The organism is Chitinophaga sp. NPDC101104 (genome assembly GCF_050277495.1).
In the GTDB taxonomy this organism is placed as follows: Bacteria; Bacteroidota; Bacteroidia; order Chitinophagales; family Chitinophagaceae; genus Chitinophaga.
In genome coordinates this window covers 1,807,994-1,825,818 of record NZ_JBNNSF010000001.1, presented here as the reverse complement: position 1 = coordinate 1,825,818, position 17,825 = coordinate 1,807,994, and the positions used below count along the sequence as shown (strand labels likewise).

Below are 17,825 nucleotides of genomic sequence, written 5' to 3'. Positions count from 1 at the left end.
AAAGCTGCTCCTAAAAAAGCCGCTGCTAAGAAAGCCGCTCCGAAAAAAGCTGCTGCTAAGAAAGCTGCTCCTAAAAAAGCCGCTGCTAAGAAAGCCGCTCCGAAAAAAGCTGCTGCTAAGAAAGCTGCTCCTAAAAAAGCCGCTGCTAAGAAAGCTGCTCCTAAGAAAGCCGCTGCCAAGAAAGCTGCTCCTAAAAAAGCCGCCGCTAAGAAAGCTGCTCCGAAAAAGAAAGTTGCTAAAAAAGCAGCTCCCTCTGCTCCTGCAGCTCCGGCCATGTAAGATCGGATTTACAAACTGTAGCATAAAGAACCTCGATGAAAATCGAGGTTCTTTTTTTTGTTAACTTACACCCCTATGGATAACTACGTCATCGCCGATAATTTCTCCCTGCTCGCCAAACTCATGGACATCCACGGAGATAATCCCTTTAAAGCCAAATCCTTCGCCAACGCGGCTTTCCAGATAGAAAAACTCACCGTTCCCCTCCAGGAAACGCCCAGAGACGCTATCTTCCGCATTAAAGGCATCGGCGAATCCACCGGTAAATCTGTTTGCGAAATGCTCGACACCGGCGCCTTTACCCTCCTCGAAGAATACCTCGCCAAAACTCCCGCAGGCATTCTCGACATGATGCGCATCAAAGGCATCGGGCCCAAAAAGATCGCCACCATCTGGAAAGAACTCGAAATCGAAACCCTCGGCGAACTCCTCTACGCCTGCAACGAAAACCGGCTCACCCTCCTCAAAGGGTTCGGCGCCAAAACGCAGGAATCCATCCGCCAGAGCATCGAATTCTTCCTCTCCAACCGCGAAAGGTTCCTCTTCGCCGAAGTAGAGCCCTTCGCCAAAGAACTTCTCACACTCCTCGAGAAATCCTTCCCCGGAACGCCCGTCTCCCCCACCGGCGCCTACCGCCGCCAGCAACCCGTTATCGATGAACTGGAATTCGTTGTAGGCACCCCCATCGAACTGGTGTCCGATACTTTCCATGCACTCGATGGATTCGAAAGGCTCGGCAATACCGACGATTCCATCCTCGTTCAATTCCGTGAACAGGTCAAAATACGCCTCTTCGGCACCGCACCCGAACATTTCGCCACCAAACTCTTCACCACCACCGGCACCGATGCCTTCCTCACCGCGTTCTTCGCGCGTGAAGGCGCTGCCAACGGCGGCACCGAAGCCACCGAAACCGAAATTTTCACCCGCGCCGGCCTCCCGGACATCGCGCCCGCCCTCCGCGAAACGCCCGATATCCTCCTCAAAGCCGCCGCCGGCAAACTCCCCACACTCATCCAGGCCAGCGATATCAAAGGCATCATCCACTCCCATTCCCAATGGAGCGATGGCGCCAGCTCACTGGAAGATATGGCCAAAGCCGCCAGGGATAAAGGTTTCGAATATCTCGTCATCTCCGATCACTCCCGCTCCGCATTCTATGCCAACGGCCTTCAGCCCGACCGCATCCTGGCGCAGCACGCGCAGATCGATGAGCTGAACAAAAAACTCGCGCCCTTCAAAATCCTCAAAAGCATCGAAGCGGATATTTTGAACGACGGCAGCCTCGATTACCCGGACGATATCCTCCGCAGCTTCGACCTGGTCATCGCCTCCGTGCACTCCAACCTCAAAATGCCGGAAGAAAAAGCCATGGCCCGGCTGCTGGCAGCCATCGCAAACCCATATACGACGATCCTCGGGCATATGACCGGCCGCCTCCTGCTGAGCCGCAACGGTTACCCCGTAAATCATCCCGCCATCATCGACGCCTGCGTGGCCAACCAGGTAGTGATCGAACTGAACGCGCACCCGCGCCGGCTCGACATCGACTGGGAATGGATCTCCCTGGCCATCGGCAAGGGCGCGATGCTCTCCATCGACCCGGACGCGCACACGATCGAAGGGTTTGCCGACATCCGCTACGGCGCGCTCGCCGCACAAAAAGGCGGTCTCTCTGCAGACAAAAACCTGAGCAGCTTCAGCCTTTCCGAACTGGAAGCCTGGCTGGCGGCCCGGAGACAATCCAAAGGAATCTGACATGTTAATGAACGCATTCGCCCTGGCTGTAGCGCCGGGGATCGCCATCATGCTGGTCATTTACGCGCTCGACCAGCGCAACCGTGAGCCCCTGGGCTTGCTGGTCCGTTGTTTCCTGTTGGGCGTGCTCTGCGTGGCGTTGCCGCTTTTCGTGCAGACGGCGGCCGCCATCCGCGGCTGGCGGCCTTCCGGCGACGGTTTGCTCAGCAGCGCGATTTATGCTTTCCTTATCGTGGGCCTCAGTGAAGAAGGTGGAAAATACCTCGTGCTGCGGTACTTCGCTTACCCGAAAAAAGCGTTCGACGAGCCGTTTGACGGTATTGTGTACTCCGTGATGATCGGGATGGGCTTCGCCACGGCGGAAAATATCAGCTACGTGTACCAATACGGGATAGCCACGGGTTGGGCGCGGATGTTCATTTCCGTGCCGGCGCACGCCTGTTTTGCGATTTTGATGGGGTATTATGCCGGGCTGGCGAAGTTTATCCCCCAGCACAGGGGCACGTTGCTGTTCACGGGGCTTTTCTGGGCGGTGATGTTCCATGGCGCGTTCGATTTCTTCCTGTTTATCGGCGACAGCATCTTCCAGGTACTGGCCGCGCTGGTGTGCCTTTTTATCGCCGTTCGCCTGTCTATCCGCGCGATCCGGCAGCACAGGGCTACTTCCCGCGAGTGGGAAAGGCTGCGGCAGGAAAATGAAAACGCGGTGAACATGGAAAAAGAGCGGGACCCGGATTGACGGGTGCTTTTATCAGCCGCTATTCACCGGTTAATAACCGGATCGACACCGGGCTTTCGCCGGTCGGTCATCAAAAACAATGCTGGACGGATGCATCGAACGGATGGTCTGTCCAGCATTATTTTTAAGTTCGATTTTCGATGGAAGACCAGCTGGATGCGCTTCAACGGAACTTGTGATTCACTGCTTCTATCCGGAGCATCGACCGGTGACCGGATAACGGTCATCGAATTTTAGCAACGAAGGGGGAAATAAGCCGGATTACAGGCCTATCACGGCTGAAATCAAGGGTCAGACTAGTTTGACGAACATATCGCCGGATCAGGATTGATTTTCGGAAATACTCTTCCGGGTTAACCAGAAATAGAGGCCGTATCCCAAAAAGGGTACAAAAAATACCAGCATGAGCCATTTCAGGTGATAAGGGCGGTTGTTGTCGGTCCTTTTAAAAGTATGAAGTACCACAAAGCGGACCACCAGCCACAGGTGGGCAAGAAACAATATCATGAGCAACACTTCCTCATTCATGGTTATCCGGTGCATTGGTATGTTTTAAATCTAGCGATTTTTCGGAAAAAAGCATAAAAAAAGAGGCCCGACTTGACAATCAGGCCCATCCTCCAAATTAACTAGTAATGCAAAGTGGATATAAAAAGTTTGTGAAAGCAGATGTCGTTGATTTTCAGGAAAGGGCCATGGCGAAGCGTTTTCCTTCTCTGTAAATCTACAAAAAATTAATTATATAGTTAGGATTACTAAACTATTTCTGTAAGCCCGGCAGAAAATTTTCTGGCGGAATGATAGTTTAAACGGAGCAGTCGGAAAGGGGTAAAATGAAAAGAGCCCGATAAGACAACCAGGCTCGTTTTTCTCCAATTTAGCTTAAGACAAAAATCCCTTATTCCCTAATAAGACTCTTTGAAATGCTTTTCGCAAGATCGCCGAAAGAAAAACTGAAAATAGAGCCCGACACGAACATCAGGCTCGAATTTTTCTCCAATTTAGCTTAAGACAACTCTTACTGCCTTTGCGTTGCCGCATCGACAAATATCTTTGATGATTAAAATCGGAATCGTGTTGGAAAGAACTTTGGTTGATCACTAAACAACAGCCTCACTTACGGTGTCAATCTTTAAATCAAATCTAATTTAAAAAAATGAAGATTCAAAACCTTCACGTTAGGATAACTAACTATTAACCAAAATAAACCTGGATAAACAACTATGAAAGGCGAGGCAAAACATGTCGTGTATGCTTGTTCGGGAGTATATACGTAGCTGGATAAATTTCAGATGCAATAACCTGAATATTTATTTCACTAATGTATAAAATTTTATCCGTTAAAGCAATCGGGGAGCCGGTTTTTTATCTTTCTGGAGGCTGAACCGGTAATTCAGCATCAGTTCGTGCGATCCGCCCTGCATGCTCTTCAAATGCGTGTTCGACGCAAAATCATACGAATACCCGAACTGGAAGTTCTTCGACACCTGCACCTGTACCGTTGCACAGGCCGATTTCTCCGTTCTCCAGGTAGCACCCGCCCATAACACGTCCTTCAAGATGAACATCGCATTGATATCTGCCTGCACACCGGCCCCGCTCACCTGGCGCAAAACCACCCCCGGCTTAAATTTCAGGAAGTCGTTGATCTTGGTGATATATGCCCCGTGCAGGTACATATGCCGCTTGAACTCCACTTTGTTCACCGAGCCGCCCAGGTCAAAATTATGGAACGAGGGGGCAGAAAAGCCAATGAACCACTTGTCGGAAAACAACACGAAGCCGAAACCGACATCGGTTTTCCAGTACGACTGGTTATTGGCGAACACCGGATCGTCAGGACTCCCAAGGTGATCGTTGTTTTCCCGGTACTGCTCCATCCCGCCCTTCAGGCCCATCGCCAGGTAGAGTTTGTCATCCAGCTTGACCTTCTGGGAGATGTTCAAATGGTAGCCCGTTTGGGAATATACCGTGATCTCATCCTTCAGCGCCATGAAACCTACGCTGGTGCCCGTGGAGCGGATAGGCGAATAGAAGGAAAACGTCGCAGTTTTCGGCGCGCCTTCCATCCCCACCCACTGGTTGCGCATCACCACGGTGGCACTGCCGAACTCGTCCATGGAAGGATATCCGGGATTGATCACCATCCCGTTATACTGATACTGCGCATACAGCGGCTGTTGCTGGGCGGCAGCTTCCCCGGCCACGAAGAGCGCGGCCAGGGAAAGGAAAATCTTTTGAATGCCTGTTTTCATCTCAAAAACATTTAAAGCTTATTGGGCGGATTTCAGTACGATATAGCCGGTGAAACGCGTCATCTTACCATCTGCGCCCCAGACCTGGAGCACGTAGAAGTAAGACCCGTCGGGCAGCAGGCTGCCATTGCCACCGCCCCGGTTAGCGATGCCTTTGAACGCGTTGTTCTGATTATGATAATTCGTGGTCTGGAAAATGGTACCTCCCCAACGGTTCACGATCGCGATCTCGTTGCGGACATACTTTTCGATGTTCTCGATCACCAGCGCATCGTTTTTCCCGTCTCCGTTGGGCGACAGTCCTTTATGCACACGGATCTCCATATCGGGGACCACATCGTCGTTCACGATGACGCCCACCGCAATGGCGGCCGTACCCATCGTGGGCACATTCTGCGAAGAAGCCACCACGGCCGCTGTCAGTTTCACGGCGAAGAATTCGTCTTCTTCCACGTTCACATCGCCGATGACCGGCACTTCGATCACTCCTTCCACTTCCCCTGCCGCGATCACGATCTTGCGCGTGGCATCCTGGAAGTCTTCGGCAGGCTTCGCGCGCTGCGGGTCCTTACCGGCGCCCTGGCCCTCGAACGCATCCGCGAACGCGTATTGCAGCTCGATCGGGCGCGTGCTCTTCCGGCTCAGCGTTACTTTGAAAGCCAGCATGGCCATCCCGGAATTGCCTTCGTCGATCCGCGCGCTGTCTGATGCGAAACCGATCACCAGTGCGTCGTTGTCTTTCACCGCTGTGCTCGATTTATCGGCCGTTCCTACGCCATAAGGCTGGCCTGCGCCGCTGTGGGGCAGGATGGCGAGGTTGATGTACCCGTCGTCGTCGTTCGTATCGTTTTCGTCGGATGTGAGCTGGAAGGTAACTTCCGTCTGGTTCGCCGGCATGGTCACGGTGAGCGTGGTGCCCGTCCGTGGTGTGGCCGTGCTCACGGTGCGCACGGCGTCGTGCGTGAGCGTGATCTTCACGGGAATGGCCGTGGGGAAGGCTTCCGACGAACGGAGCTTGGCCGTCATATTGCCGCCTTCGGTGATTTCCACCGGTGCGGTCACTTCCATTTTGATCTGGTCATCGTCGAGGAGGTTCACCGTGGCGGTGTTTTGAGCGGCAATGGGCCAGGTGTAGCTGCCGATCGGTGCGGAGGCGGCCGAGAGCGTGATTACGACGGTTTCCGTGCCTTCGAGGATGAGGTCGTTGACAGGCAGTATCGTGATGATGGCTTCTTTCTGTCCGGCCGGGATGTCGATAGAACCGGTGAGCACCTGGTAATCCGCGCCTGCGGATGCGGTGCCGCCGATGTTATAGGTCACGTTCACCGGCACAACCGTTGTTAAACCGGTATTCGCGAAGCGAACGCGCACGCGGCCCGCCGTGGCCGGTTCTGCTGCATCGGCGATCTTTTCGATGAGGATGCTCCGGTCGATGTTCCCATCGTCATCCGCCAGCGTCATGGAGATTGCGCCGGAGGTGGCGATGTTCACGGGAACGGTGGCGCCCAGGTAATCGAAGCTGCCGGAAACCAGGGTCATCGTTATGGTTTCACTGTTTTCGAGGATTTTATCGTCCAGCACGCTCACCGGAACATTCACGCCCGCATCGCCCGCTTTGATGACGGCGGTGCCGGATAATGCCGTGTAATCTTTCGTGGAAGTGGCGGTACCGCCGGTCGTGTACGTCACGGTAATATCGGCGGGTGCCGTGCCGGTGGCCAGCTGGATGCGGAAGGTACCGTTAGACGAGGGTTCCGCCGCATCGGCGGTTTTCGTCAGCGTAACGCTCAGTCCGGGCGCGGGCTCACCGGGAATGGTGATGGTAGTGGCCGGCGAGAACGTATACCCGGTGGCGGCGGCGGTGATTTGCAGCACTTCGGCTACTTCGGCGATCATATCCTGAACGGCGGTGAGCTGTACCGTTACTTCCTGCTGGCCCGCACCGATGGCCACGGGGAGCGGCGAGATGGAGAAATCGGCCGCTGTAGCAGTTTGTGCGGCGTTCGCTCCTACCGTGATGGTAATGGGCAGCGCCGTGGTGATACCTGCGGGCAGGGAGAATTTCACTTTCGTGGCATTCCCTTCATGCAGTGTGGTAGAATCGATGGTGATGGTAATGAGGCGGTTGGCGGGGATAAGGCCCGTTCCGTCCGCGATTTCGATCACACCTTCTTCGAAGCTGAAGCCTGCGGGCGGATTTCCGCTCACACGCAATATTTCAACCGGTTCCAGGATGCCATCCGTAGCGGCCGTGATGGCGAAATCGGCGCTGGAAGCAGCCATCGCGGGGATGGTCACGAGTGCGGGGATAGCGCCGTGATCGGTGTCTGCCGCGGTGGACGTAGCATCTACCTTGGAAAGCTGCACCGCGATATCGGTGCTGGAAGTGATGCCCGCAGGCAAGCTGAGCCTGAACTGGCCCGCCGTTCCTTCCGCGATCCGTGCGCCGGCAGGCAGCATCGAAATCTTCGTGTTGGCGGGATCGAGGCTGGTCGCGTCTTCCAGGCTGATGCTGATGCCGTCTACCGTAAATCCGGCGGCGGCACCTTCCAGTTGCAGCGATTCGAGCTGTTCGAGTATATTATCCGTAGCCGCACTGATCGTGAAAGTTGCGGAATGCTGTCCGTCGCCGATGGTCACGGAAGCGGGCAATGCCGAGTGATCCGTATTTGCGGCGGTGGAAAGGGCGTTTTTCGAGATGTTCACGACGATGTCGCTGCCCGCGATGTAGGTGCCCGGCAGCGCAACGGTGATCGTTGTGCCGGAGGCGCCTTCGCGGATGGTAGCTGCCGTTGCCGTCATCGAGATGTTGCCGGTTACGGGCGCATCGTGGATATCGATCAGTACAGACTTATTGAAAGTGAAGCCTCCCGGTGCCGAGGGCACCAGTTCCAGTTTCTCGACCGTTTCTATGCGGTCGTCCGATTTGATATCGATGTCCAGCGTTACGGAAGGCGAACCTGCCGGGATGGTCACCGAAGCAGGGAACCCTCCTTCCACGTCTGCCGCAGCTGCCGCCGGTGTAGCGGTACCTTGCGCCAGGTTGATGACTACAGGTTGTTCGGAAGTTACGCCCGCCGGCAGGCTGAACGTCCACGTCACGGTATTCCCTTCCACCGCCGTAGCCGGACCGGCCACCGTGATGAGTTTATTGGAAACATCGGTGATCGTGATGTCTGCCGATTTGCTGGTCGCATAACCGAATACATTCGCAGATGCCGTGACCTGCAACAGTTCCGCGCTTTCGATGATCGCATCCGCCGCGGCTTCTACTTCGAAAGTCTGGCTATTGGCACCTGCAGCGATCGTTACGCTGGCAGGTAAAATATAATCGCCCGCCGTCAACGCAGCTGCGCTTCCTGCGCCCCTGGCGAGCGTTACGGTAATGGGCTGCGTGGTAATAATATTGGCAGGCAGCGCCACCGTCATCACTACTTTATTGCCTTCCGCAACCGTCGTTACGGCCGGCGTGAGCTGCAGTGTCTTGTTGGCGTTGGTGCCGGTTGCGTCGGTCACGGTAAGGGTAGTGCCGGTTACGGGGATATTCGGGTTGGCCGTGCCGCCGATCACGAGCGTTTCCGCAGGTTCGAGCAGCAGGTCGGTGTTGGTGGAAAGGGTGAACGTTCCTTCGGTGGAGCCCGCCGGGATCGTGATCACGCCCAGCGCGCCATGTTCCGTATCAGACAGGGTCGACGCCCCACCTTTCGCCAACGTCACCGTAATGCCGGATGTCGCCGTTACGCCGCCGGTGAGGGTGGCTTTCACTACCGTGCTGCCGCCTTCCGCAAGGCTGGCGGGCGCCACTGAAAGCGTGATGCCCGCGGCGGCAAGGTCGCCGTCTGTGATAGCAAACGATGCAGGTTGGGAGAAAGTGAACGTTGCGGCCGAGGGGCTCAGGATCAGCGTTTCGTCCGGTTCGATGAGCCCGTCCGCCTTCGCGGTGAACGTAACGTCAACGAAGGGTTGTCCTGCCGGGATTTTCACCACGGGCAGACCGGTCAGATCGGCGAGCGTTGCCGTAGCGGCCGCATCCACCGTCAAACCAATAATAATATCGCTGGAAGCGGTTACGCCGGCCGGCAGGCTGAAGCGGTACGTTATGCCGCTGCCTTCCGCCACGGTGGCAGGACCGGTCACTGTTATATGTTTGTTGGAAACGTCGGTGATCGTGATGGCGGATTTGTCGGTCGATGCAAATCCGAACACCGTTCCGCTGGCTACCAGCTCGAGCAGTTCGGGGCTTTCGATGTTGCCGTCTGCGATCGCCTCTACGTCAAACGTGGCGCTGTTCGTCATCGGATCGATGGTAACCGTTGCCGGGAAGTTGTATTCACTGGCCGCGAGCGATGCGGAGCTGCCAGCGCCTCTTGCCAGCGTCACTACGATTGGCTGGGTAGATTGAATACCCGCAGGCAGCGCAACCATCATCGTTACCTTTCCGCCTTCCATAATGGTGGCGGTGGCGGGCGTGAGTTGCAACGTTTTGTTGGCATTGGTGCCGGTGGCGTCGGTCACGGAAACCGTTACCGGCGAAACCGGGATGGCCGGGCTCGCCGTGCCGCCGAGCACCAGTGTTTCGGTGGGTTCCAGCAGCAGGTCGGCATTGGTCGTTAATGTGAACGTTCCTTCCGTATCGCCGCCGTTGATCTCGATGGTGCCCAGGGCGCCGTGCTCGCTGTTGCCGAGCGTGGAAGCGCCGTCTTTCGTAAGGGTGATCACGATCTTGTCTTTCGCCGTAACGCCGCCCGTGAGCGTCGCTTTGATCACCGTTCCCGCGCCTTCCGCGATGGTGGCGGGCGCAGCGGAAAGCTGGATGCCTGCGGCTGCGAGGTCGCCGTCGGTGATAGTGAAGGTAACGGGTTGGGCGAAGGTGAACCCTGCGGCCGAGGGGCTCAGCATGAGCGTTTCCGCCGGTTCGATCTGCAGATCGGCCTTCGCGGCGAAGGTGACGTCTACGAACGGCTGGCCGGCCGGGATCTTCACAACGGGCAACGCGGTGAGATCGGCCAGGGTAGCGGTAGATGCCGCATCCGCCGTCAATGTAATATTGATATCGCCAGCTGCCGTCACGCCGGAAGGCAGGCTGAAGCGGTACACGATGCTGCTGCCTTCGGCAACTGTCGCCGGACCGCTCACCGAAATGGTTTTGTCGGAAACATCGGTGATGGTGATGTTGGAAACCGCAGTCGATGCAAAGCCGAATACAGTGCCGGCCACGTTGAGCTCGAGGGTTTCGTTCGCTTCGATATTGCCGTCCGTCAGTGCCGACACGTCAAACGTTTTGCTGTTGCTGTTCGCGTCGATGGTGACGGTAGCGGGGAAACTGTAGTCGGAAGCCGTCAGCGATGCGGAGCTGCCCGCACCTTTCGTGAGGGTAACGGTGATGGCTTGTGTCGTGATAATATTGGCCGGTAATGCGATCGTCATCGTCACCTTCCCTCCTTCCGCCACGGTAGCGGTGGCAGGCGTGAGCTGGAGGGTTTTGTTGGCGGTGGTGCCGGTCGCGTCCGTCACCGTAACGGTAATGCCGGTTACGGGAATGGCATTGGTAGCCGTGCCGGTAAGCACCAGCGTTTCGGTGGTTTCGAGCAGCAGATCGGTATTGGTCGTGAGCGTGAACGTGCCTTCGGTGGCGCCCGCGGGAATGGTGATCGTGCCCAGTGCGCCGTGCTCGGTGTTTCCGAGGGTCGACGCGCCGTCTTTCGCCAAGGTCACTACCACATCGTCTGCCGCTTTCACGCCGCCGGTAAGGGTGGCTTTGATCACGGTGCTGCCGCCTTCCGCTACGCCCGCCGGCGTGGCCGAAAGGGTGATGCCTGCGGCTGAAAGGTCACCGTCGGTAATGGAGAAGGTAACGGGCTGGCTGAACGTGAACCCTGAAATGGTGGACGGGTTCAGCACCAGTGTTTCCGCCGCTTCGATCAGCTGGTCGGCTTTGGCGGTGAAAGTAATATCGGCATAAGGTGCACCGGCGAGGATCTTCAGGGAAGGGATACCCGTCAGGTCTGCCAGGGAAGCCGTGGAGCCGGGGTCTGCCGTCAGCGAAATATTAATATCGCTGGTGGCCGTAACGCCTGCCGGTAGTTCGAAACGCCAGGTGATGGCGCTTCCTTCGGCCACGGTGGCCGGACCGCTTACGGTGATATGTTTATTCGAAACGTCAGTAATGGTAATATTAGATACGTCGGAAGAAGTATATCCGTACACGGTGGCGGTAGCCGTCAGCTCCAGGAGCTCCGGCGCTTCGATGAGCGCATCGGCTACTGCCGTTACGTCGAACGTTTTGCTGTCGCCGCCCGCATCGATGGTAACGGAGGCGGGGAAACTGTAATCGGAAGCCGTCAGGGACGCGGAACTGCCCGCCCCTTTCGCCAGGTTAATGGTAATGGGGCCTGCCGTGGTGATGCCCGCAGGCAGGGAAACCGTCATCGTCACTTTGCCGCTTTCCACGATGGTGGCGGTTGCGGGCGTGAGCGAAATCGTTTTGTTGGCGTTGGTACCGGTTGCGTCGGTTACGCTGAGCGTGGTGCCCGTTACGGGGATGGACGAAGTCGCCGATCCGCCGATCACGAGTGTTTCCGTGGGTTCCAGCACCGCGTCGGTATTGGTGGTCACGGTCACCGTTCCTTCCGTTGCGCCCGCCGCGATGGTGATATTGCCCAGCGCGCCGTGCTCGGCGTCTCCGAGCGTAGACGCACCGTTCTTCGCCAGCGCAACGGTGATGCTGCCTGCGGAAGTGACGCCGCCTGTCAGTGTTGCCTTGATCACCGAACTGCCGCCTTCCGCCACCGTGGCCGGTGTGGCCGACAGCGTGATGCCCGCCGCGGCGAGGTCGCCATCTGTAATGGAGAAGGTCACCGGTTGGGAGAACGTAAATCCTGTTGCGGCTGCATCAAAGATCATCGTTTCTCCAGGTTCAATCAGCTGGTCGGCCGGTGCGGTGAAAATGATTTCCCCGAAAGGCTGTCCGGCCGCGATCTTCAATGCGGGCAATGCGCCAAGGTCGGCCATGGTAGCCGTAGAAGCAGCATTCCGCGTCAGGGTGATATTGATATCGCTGGTGGCGGTTACCCCAGAAGGCAGCGCGAAGCGCCAGGTAATATTATTGCCTTCCGCAACGGCAGCCGGGCCCGTCACCGTGATATGTTTATTGGATACGTCGGTGATGGTAACTTGCGAGGTGGCCGTGCTGTTGTTGCCGAACACGGAGGCGTTGGCTTTCAGTTCCAGCAGTTCCGCCGCTTCGATCTGTCCGTCGGTATTGGCATGCAGGATAAATTTCGCGTTGTTTTTTCCGGCTTCGATGAGCACGGTAGCCGGGAAACTGTAATCGGTGGATGTGAGCGAAGCCGCGCTGCCCGCGCCTTTCGTCAATGTTACGGTAATGTCCTGCGTGGTGATGATGTTCGCCGGCAGGCCAACGGTAATTTCCAGATCGCTGCCTTCCATCAACGTGGCGGTCAGCGGGGAAATCTGGAGGGTTTTGTTGGCGAGGGTGCCGGTAGCGTCGGTCACGCTGAGGGTGGCGCCGGTAATGGGGATGGCGGAAGTCGCCGTTCCCGTGATCACCAGCGTTTCGGTCGGCTCGAGCAGCAGGTCGGTAGTGGTGGTCAGCATGAGCGTACCTTCCGTATCTCCTGCGGCGATGACGATATTGCCGAGCGTGCCGTGCTCGCTGTCGCCGAGGGTCGACGTGGCGCTTTTCGCCAGCGTTACCGTAATATTCCCGGCAGTTGTCACGCCGCCGGTGAGGGTAGCCTTGATCACCGTGCTGCCGCCTTCTGCCACGGGGCTCGGGGCAAACGACAGTGCAATGCCCGCTGCGGCGAGGTCGTTATCCGTAATGGTGAACGAAACCGGTTGCGTGAAAGTGAATCCCCCGCTGGCGGAGGGCGTGAATTTGAGCGTCTCCGTGCTTTCGATCAACTGGTCGGCCTTCGCGTTGAAAATGATTTCACCGAAAGGCTGCCCAGCTGTAATCTTCAGCACAGGCATGGCCGTAAGATCGGCCAGGGTGGCGGTGGATGCGGGATCGAGCGCCAATGCGATATTTATGTCGCTGGTCGAAGTAACGCCCGATGGCAATGCGAAGCGCCAGGTGATATTGCCGCCTTCGGCTACGGTTGCCGGGCCGGTCACCGTGATTTGTTTATTGGAAACGTCGTTGATGGTGATATCCGATACATCCGAAGTGGCGAATCCGAATACCGTTCCCGAAACGCTTACCTGCAGCAATTCTGCCGGTTCGATAATGCCGTCGGTATTGGCATCCAGGCTAAACTGCACATCATTGCCCATCGCCGGGATCACTACCGTGGCCGGCATCGTGTAATCGGAAGCGGTGATGGCAGCTGCGCTGCCCGCGCCTTTCGTGATGGTAACGGTAATGGGCTGCGTGGTTTTAATACCAGTGGGCAGGCTCACTGTCATCGTCTGCTGGCCGCCTTCGTTCACGGAAGCGGTTACCGGCGTGAGTGACAGCGTTTTGTTGGCGTTGGTGCCGGTTACATCTTTAATAGTAATGTCTTCTCCTACTACGGTGTAGGTGGAAGTTCCGCGCACGGCGATGAGCTCATCGGGCTCCAGCAGCAGGTCTGATTTGGTTTGCAGCGTGAAGGTGCCGGAATTGGCGCCGGCGTTGATGTGTATCGTGCCCAGGGGATCGTAGTCGTCGGTGGCCGTTGCGGTCGACGACCCATGCGCGCTCAGTACCACATCAATGGCGGAAGTGGCAGTGAAGCCGTCGAGCGTAGCGGTGATCACGGTGGCGGCGCCTTCGTTCAGGGTGGTGGCCCCGGCCGTCAGCCGGATCTGGAAGCCCGCGGGGTCGGTGTCTTTCACGTTCATGCCGATTTGCTGCGTGAAGGTGAAGCCGTCGGTGGAGGAAAGCGTCATCTCCAGTCTTTCCATCCCTTCCACGATATTATCCGCTTTCGCAACGAAAGGCACATCGATATAAGGTTGTCCTTTCGGAATGGTGGCGGTAACCGGGTATCCGCCCGTGAAATCCGCGCCGGTGGTCGTGTTGCCAACCGTTGCCACGGCGATGTTCACCACGATGGGTGTTTCCGCCGTAACGCCCGCCGGCAGCGCGATGCGCCAGTTACCGGTGAACCCTTCCGCTACTTCGGCAGGGCCGGTCACCACCAGTTGCTTCATGGCAGTAGTGCGCACATCTTTAATAATTACGTTGCCCTTGCCGGTTTGCGCGGTCCCCCAAACGGTGGCGGTGCCTTCGATCTCGAGCAGTTCATCCGCTTCGAGCACATTGTCGGTATTGGCATGCAGCGTGAAGCTGATCTCGTTGCCCATGGCGGGGATGGTCACGCTGGCCGGCATGGTGTATTCCGATGTCTGCAGGTCTGTGCTGCTGGCCGCGCCCCTTCCCAGGTTCACGGTGATGGCCGTTGAAGTTTTGATGCCGGAAGGCAGGCGCACCCAAACGGTGAGGTCGCCGTTTTCGTTCAGCGTGGCCGCCTGCGGCTGGATGCTGATCTTCTTATTATTAACGTTGCCGTTTTGCAGATCGGTGATCTGGAACGTCAGTCCTTCGAAAGTATAGCCGGTGGATTCGCCGCTCAGTTCCAGGGATTCCTGGACTTCGAGGAGCTGATCGTCGGTAGCGTAAATCGTGAAAGTGCCGCTTTGGCTGCCGGCCGGGATCTTGATGGATGCCGGCGTGGTGGTGAAGTCGGCGGCTTCGGCCGTGGAGCCGCTGCCGATTTTGAGCGTGATGGGAATATCCGCGGCAGCGGTGCCGTATTCCAGCGATGCGGTGACGGTGATGCCGCCGGGCCCTTCCGTGAGGGTGAGCGGCGTGGCGGTAAATTTGATTTTGGTGGACGGGGGATCGAGGATGGCGATCTTCGCGGTGTCGGACACTGCCGGCGTGAGGGCGATGGTAGCGCTTCCCACGATCTTGAGCGTATCCGCCGGTTCGATGAGCGCGTCGGTTGCGGCGGTCATCGTGATGGAGGCACCGTTATCGCCCTGGGGGATGATGATCTTAGTATCCGGCAGCGTGTAGTCGGCCGGGATGGCGGTGGAGTTGTCGAACGTGAGGTCTACCTGCACCGCGCCTTTATGTTTCAGCGTCGGTTTGGCGAGCCTGGCGGTGATGGTGCCGGTGTTGCCTTCTTTCACATCCGCCGGTGCTTCCACGATGAGGCGGAGGTTGTCGGGGTCTGCCGCGGTTTCATCCACGATCCTCACCATTACGTCGTTGAGGAAAGTGAAGCCCAGTTTGGAACCGGTCAGGTACAGCTTTTCCATTCCTTCGAGCCAAACGGGATCGTTGGGGATCGTGAAAGTGTATTCACCATAAGATTCGTTTTCCAGGATCTCCACTTCAAAATTCCCCGTATACGCGATATCGTTTATATCCGCATCGGTAGCAGGGTCAACGGCTTTGATCTGGATCGGGAACCGCAGGCCGCCCGGAGGCGCAACTGCGAAACCGGTCATCTCGAACAGGACCGTTACCTGGCTGCCATTCTCCCTTGTAAGCGTGGGCGTCATTAATAATACGTTGAGCTCCCTGCCCATCGGACTATCTTCTATTATCAACGTGCCCGGCATCACGGTGAATGCGCCGTCGTGGTCGGAAGCCGATCCTTCGAAATTCCAGTATTCATAGAAATCCTCCATCACAAAGTCTTCCTCGAGGTACATGCTGTGCTCTTCCGAATTCCCGTATGCGGGGATGGTAATGGTAGCAGGCATGGTACTTACGTCAGATGCGTCGGCCGTGTTGGTGGGGTCGCCCGCCAGCAGGTCGATATTGACGGTGATGGGTTTTTCTGTGGTAACACCCGCAGGCAGACTGGCTTTCACGGCAACCGTTTCGCCCTCTTTGCCCTGCGGCACGGCGAGGGTGATGATGCGGTTGTCTGGATTGAGGCCGGTCGTATCTATGATGGTGAGTGTCACTTTGTGCGTGCTCGTTTTTGTGGGGAACACCGCAGTGGCTTCGATATCGATTTTTTCGTTTTCTTCCAGGATGCGGTCCGACGTGGCCGTCATCTCGAAGAAAGTTTCCCACTGGCCGGCCAGGATGGTCACGGAGCTGGGGATGCCGGAGTAATCGGTTGTTTCGGCGGCGGGCTCCCCTACCGCGGGTTTCGTCAGCGTCACCGTGAGGTCGCTGGCGAGCGGGGTAACGCCGGTCACTTTTACTTTCACTCTTACCTTTTCTCCTTCACGAACGGCTGTAGACACCGGTTCCAGGAAAACGCGGTTCTCATCGTCATCAATTATCGTGTATTCGACTACGTTATTAGGCCCGATCGTCAGGTGCGGCGAGCAGGTGAGCGGCCGCAGTTCCACACGGAACTTGCGGTCGTTGTCGACGATCGTGTTCCCCTTGATTTTAATCGGATCGATAGCTACAACGGAATCCCAGTACCTGCCTGGTTCGATGATGATTTTTTGACGGACCACTTCATAATCGGTCCCGGGAACGGCATTGCCGGCCCCGGCTCCGAGGGGGGTGGCCACTACTTCGAGGATCTGCGGCAGGTTGAACTGCCCGCGGCCGATCATCAGTTCGAGCCCTGTGATGGCATGGTCGCTGTTCCCCTCCATTCCTTCCGGCGCGGCAGAAGCGAAGTTGACCGTGGCATTGAAGATCCGCATGGGATCGTCTTCCACGCCCGGCGCGGGCACCGGCGGATCTACGGGCGTCACGCCGTTGATTTCCGCCCGGTCGAAGCCGACAACGAATTGCTTGGAAGCGTGCCGGTAAGTGGTTAGATCCAGGTGGGGAACGATCTCTACCGCCTTGTGAACGGTGATCCCCATGTCGAGCGGCACATTATCGGTCATGACGTTGGAAAGCAGGAAATCGCCATTCCTGTCGTCGCGGCTGATGAATGGGCGCGATGCGAACGATGAAAACGGCGCTTCCGTTTTGAAAACGTGCGTGCCGGTCACGGGGTTGGCACAGTCGCCGGCGGAGCGCGTCACCCCTACCGTGCTGTAAAAATCGACCACGGCCCCGCTGGAGCTCGTCATGGAATAATAATGGTCCATGGTGCTGGGGGTAATGCCGTCCTTGAACCCTTTCGCACAGGCGCTTCCATTCATGAAAGCGGCTTCCGACAGGTAAAAATGCAGCCAATAGGTCCCCCCGTTGGTACCATCGTGCGCGGTTTCGCTGGAGGTTACCATGAAATCGATGGTGTAATACCTGTTCCCGGCTACGTATTTATAAGTGGTGCTGATGAAATAGTCGTATCCCCGCTTGTTATGGATGCTCGATTGCGCCACTACCCGCCAGGGGTTGGCGGCGGAGCCGTCTCCGGAGACTTCGGAGATCTCGCAATGTTTCAGGTATTGGGGATTTATGTCGGCCGGTACCTTGGGCCCCATCTCCTGTTCGAGGGAGAAATAAGTCCGCAACCCGCCCCTGGCGTACCGGTCCAGCATCGGGTCGAGGGAAAACTGGTCGGCGCCGTTATGCCTTACCTGCACGCTGGTGTCGGTGATGGTGATCCTCAGGTCGTTACCGCCTGCGTTGCCGCCCGTAGGATTGATGGTGACAGGGGTAACCTGTGCCATGGCCCCGCCGGAAAGAAAGAGGAGGGTAAGTACGATCGCGACGCACCGGGATGCATGGGCGAAACGGATGACCGCTTTCATAGGATAGGATAGGACTAACATAAAAAACTTTAAAATTTCTTTACATACATACTTTTCCGCCTGAAACTGGCGTTTTTTGACTCCGGAAGCTAAGGACTGCACCACCGGCGGGAACTGTCGGCACGATAACCAATGCCACCACGGGCACCCCTGGG

General features: G+C 57.1%; 6 protein-coding genes. 3 read left to right on the top strand and 3 right to left on the bottom strand.

Annotation, left to right across the window (positions count from 1 at the left end; translation table 11 throughout):
- The 3 genes from ACQKLP_RS07495 to ACQKLP_RS07485 form a co-directional block, all read left to right on the top strand.
- Positions 1 to 279: hypothetical protein (locus ACQKLP_RS07495; RefSeq protein WP_427321546.1), on the top strand; the 279-nt coding region annotated here is incomplete at its 5' end.
- A 75-nt stretch (positions 280 to 354) separates the two neighbouring features.
- Positions 355 to 2,037, top strand: a complete 1,683-nt coding sequence (locus tag ACQKLP_RS07490) for a helix-hairpin-helix domain-containing protein (RefSeq protein WP_427321544.1) — start codon at positions 355 to 357, stop codon at positions 2,035 to 2,037.
- 7 nt (positions 2,038 to 2,044) lie between these two features.
- Positions 2,045 to 2,776: a PrsW family intramembrane metalloprotease gene (locus ACQKLP_RS07485; RefSeq protein WP_427321542.1), complete on the top strand. Its 732-nt coding sequence runs from the start codon at positions 2,045 to 2,047 to the stop codon at positions 2,774 to 2,776.
- A 321-nt stretch (positions 2,777 to 3,097) separates the two neighbouring features.
- On the opposite strand, the gene ACQKLP_RS07480 is transcribed toward ACQKLP_RS07485, so the two are convergent.
- The 3 genes from ACQKLP_RS07480 to ACQKLP_RS07470 all read right to left on the bottom strand — a co-directional run bounded on the left by ACQKLP_RS07480 (position 3,098) and on the right by ACQKLP_RS07470 (position 17,670).
- Positions 3,098 to 3,283, bottom strand: a complete 186-nt coding sequence (locus tag ACQKLP_RS07480) for a PLDc N-terminal domain-containing protein (protein WP_427324357.1) — start codon at positions 3,281 to 3,283, stop codon at positions 3,098 to 3,100.
- Between the two features lie 833 nt (positions 3,284 to 4,116).
- Positions 4,117 to 5,031, bottom strand: coding sequence for a PorP/SprF family type IX secretion system membrane protein (locus tag ACQKLP_RS07475; protein WP_427321540.1), 915 nt, complete (start codon positions 5,029 to 5,031; stop codon positions 4,117 to 4,119).
- Positions 5,032 to 5,049: 18 nt separating this feature from the next.
- Positions 5,050 to 17,670 carry a Calx-beta domain-containing protein gene (locus ACQKLP_RS07470; RefSeq protein WP_427321538.1) on the bottom strand — a complete coding sequence of 4,207 codons (12,621 nt, stop codon included), beginning with the start codon at positions 17,668 to 17,670 and terminating at the stop codon, positions 5,050 to 5,052.
- Positions 17,671 to 17,825 lie beyond the last annotated feature (155 nt).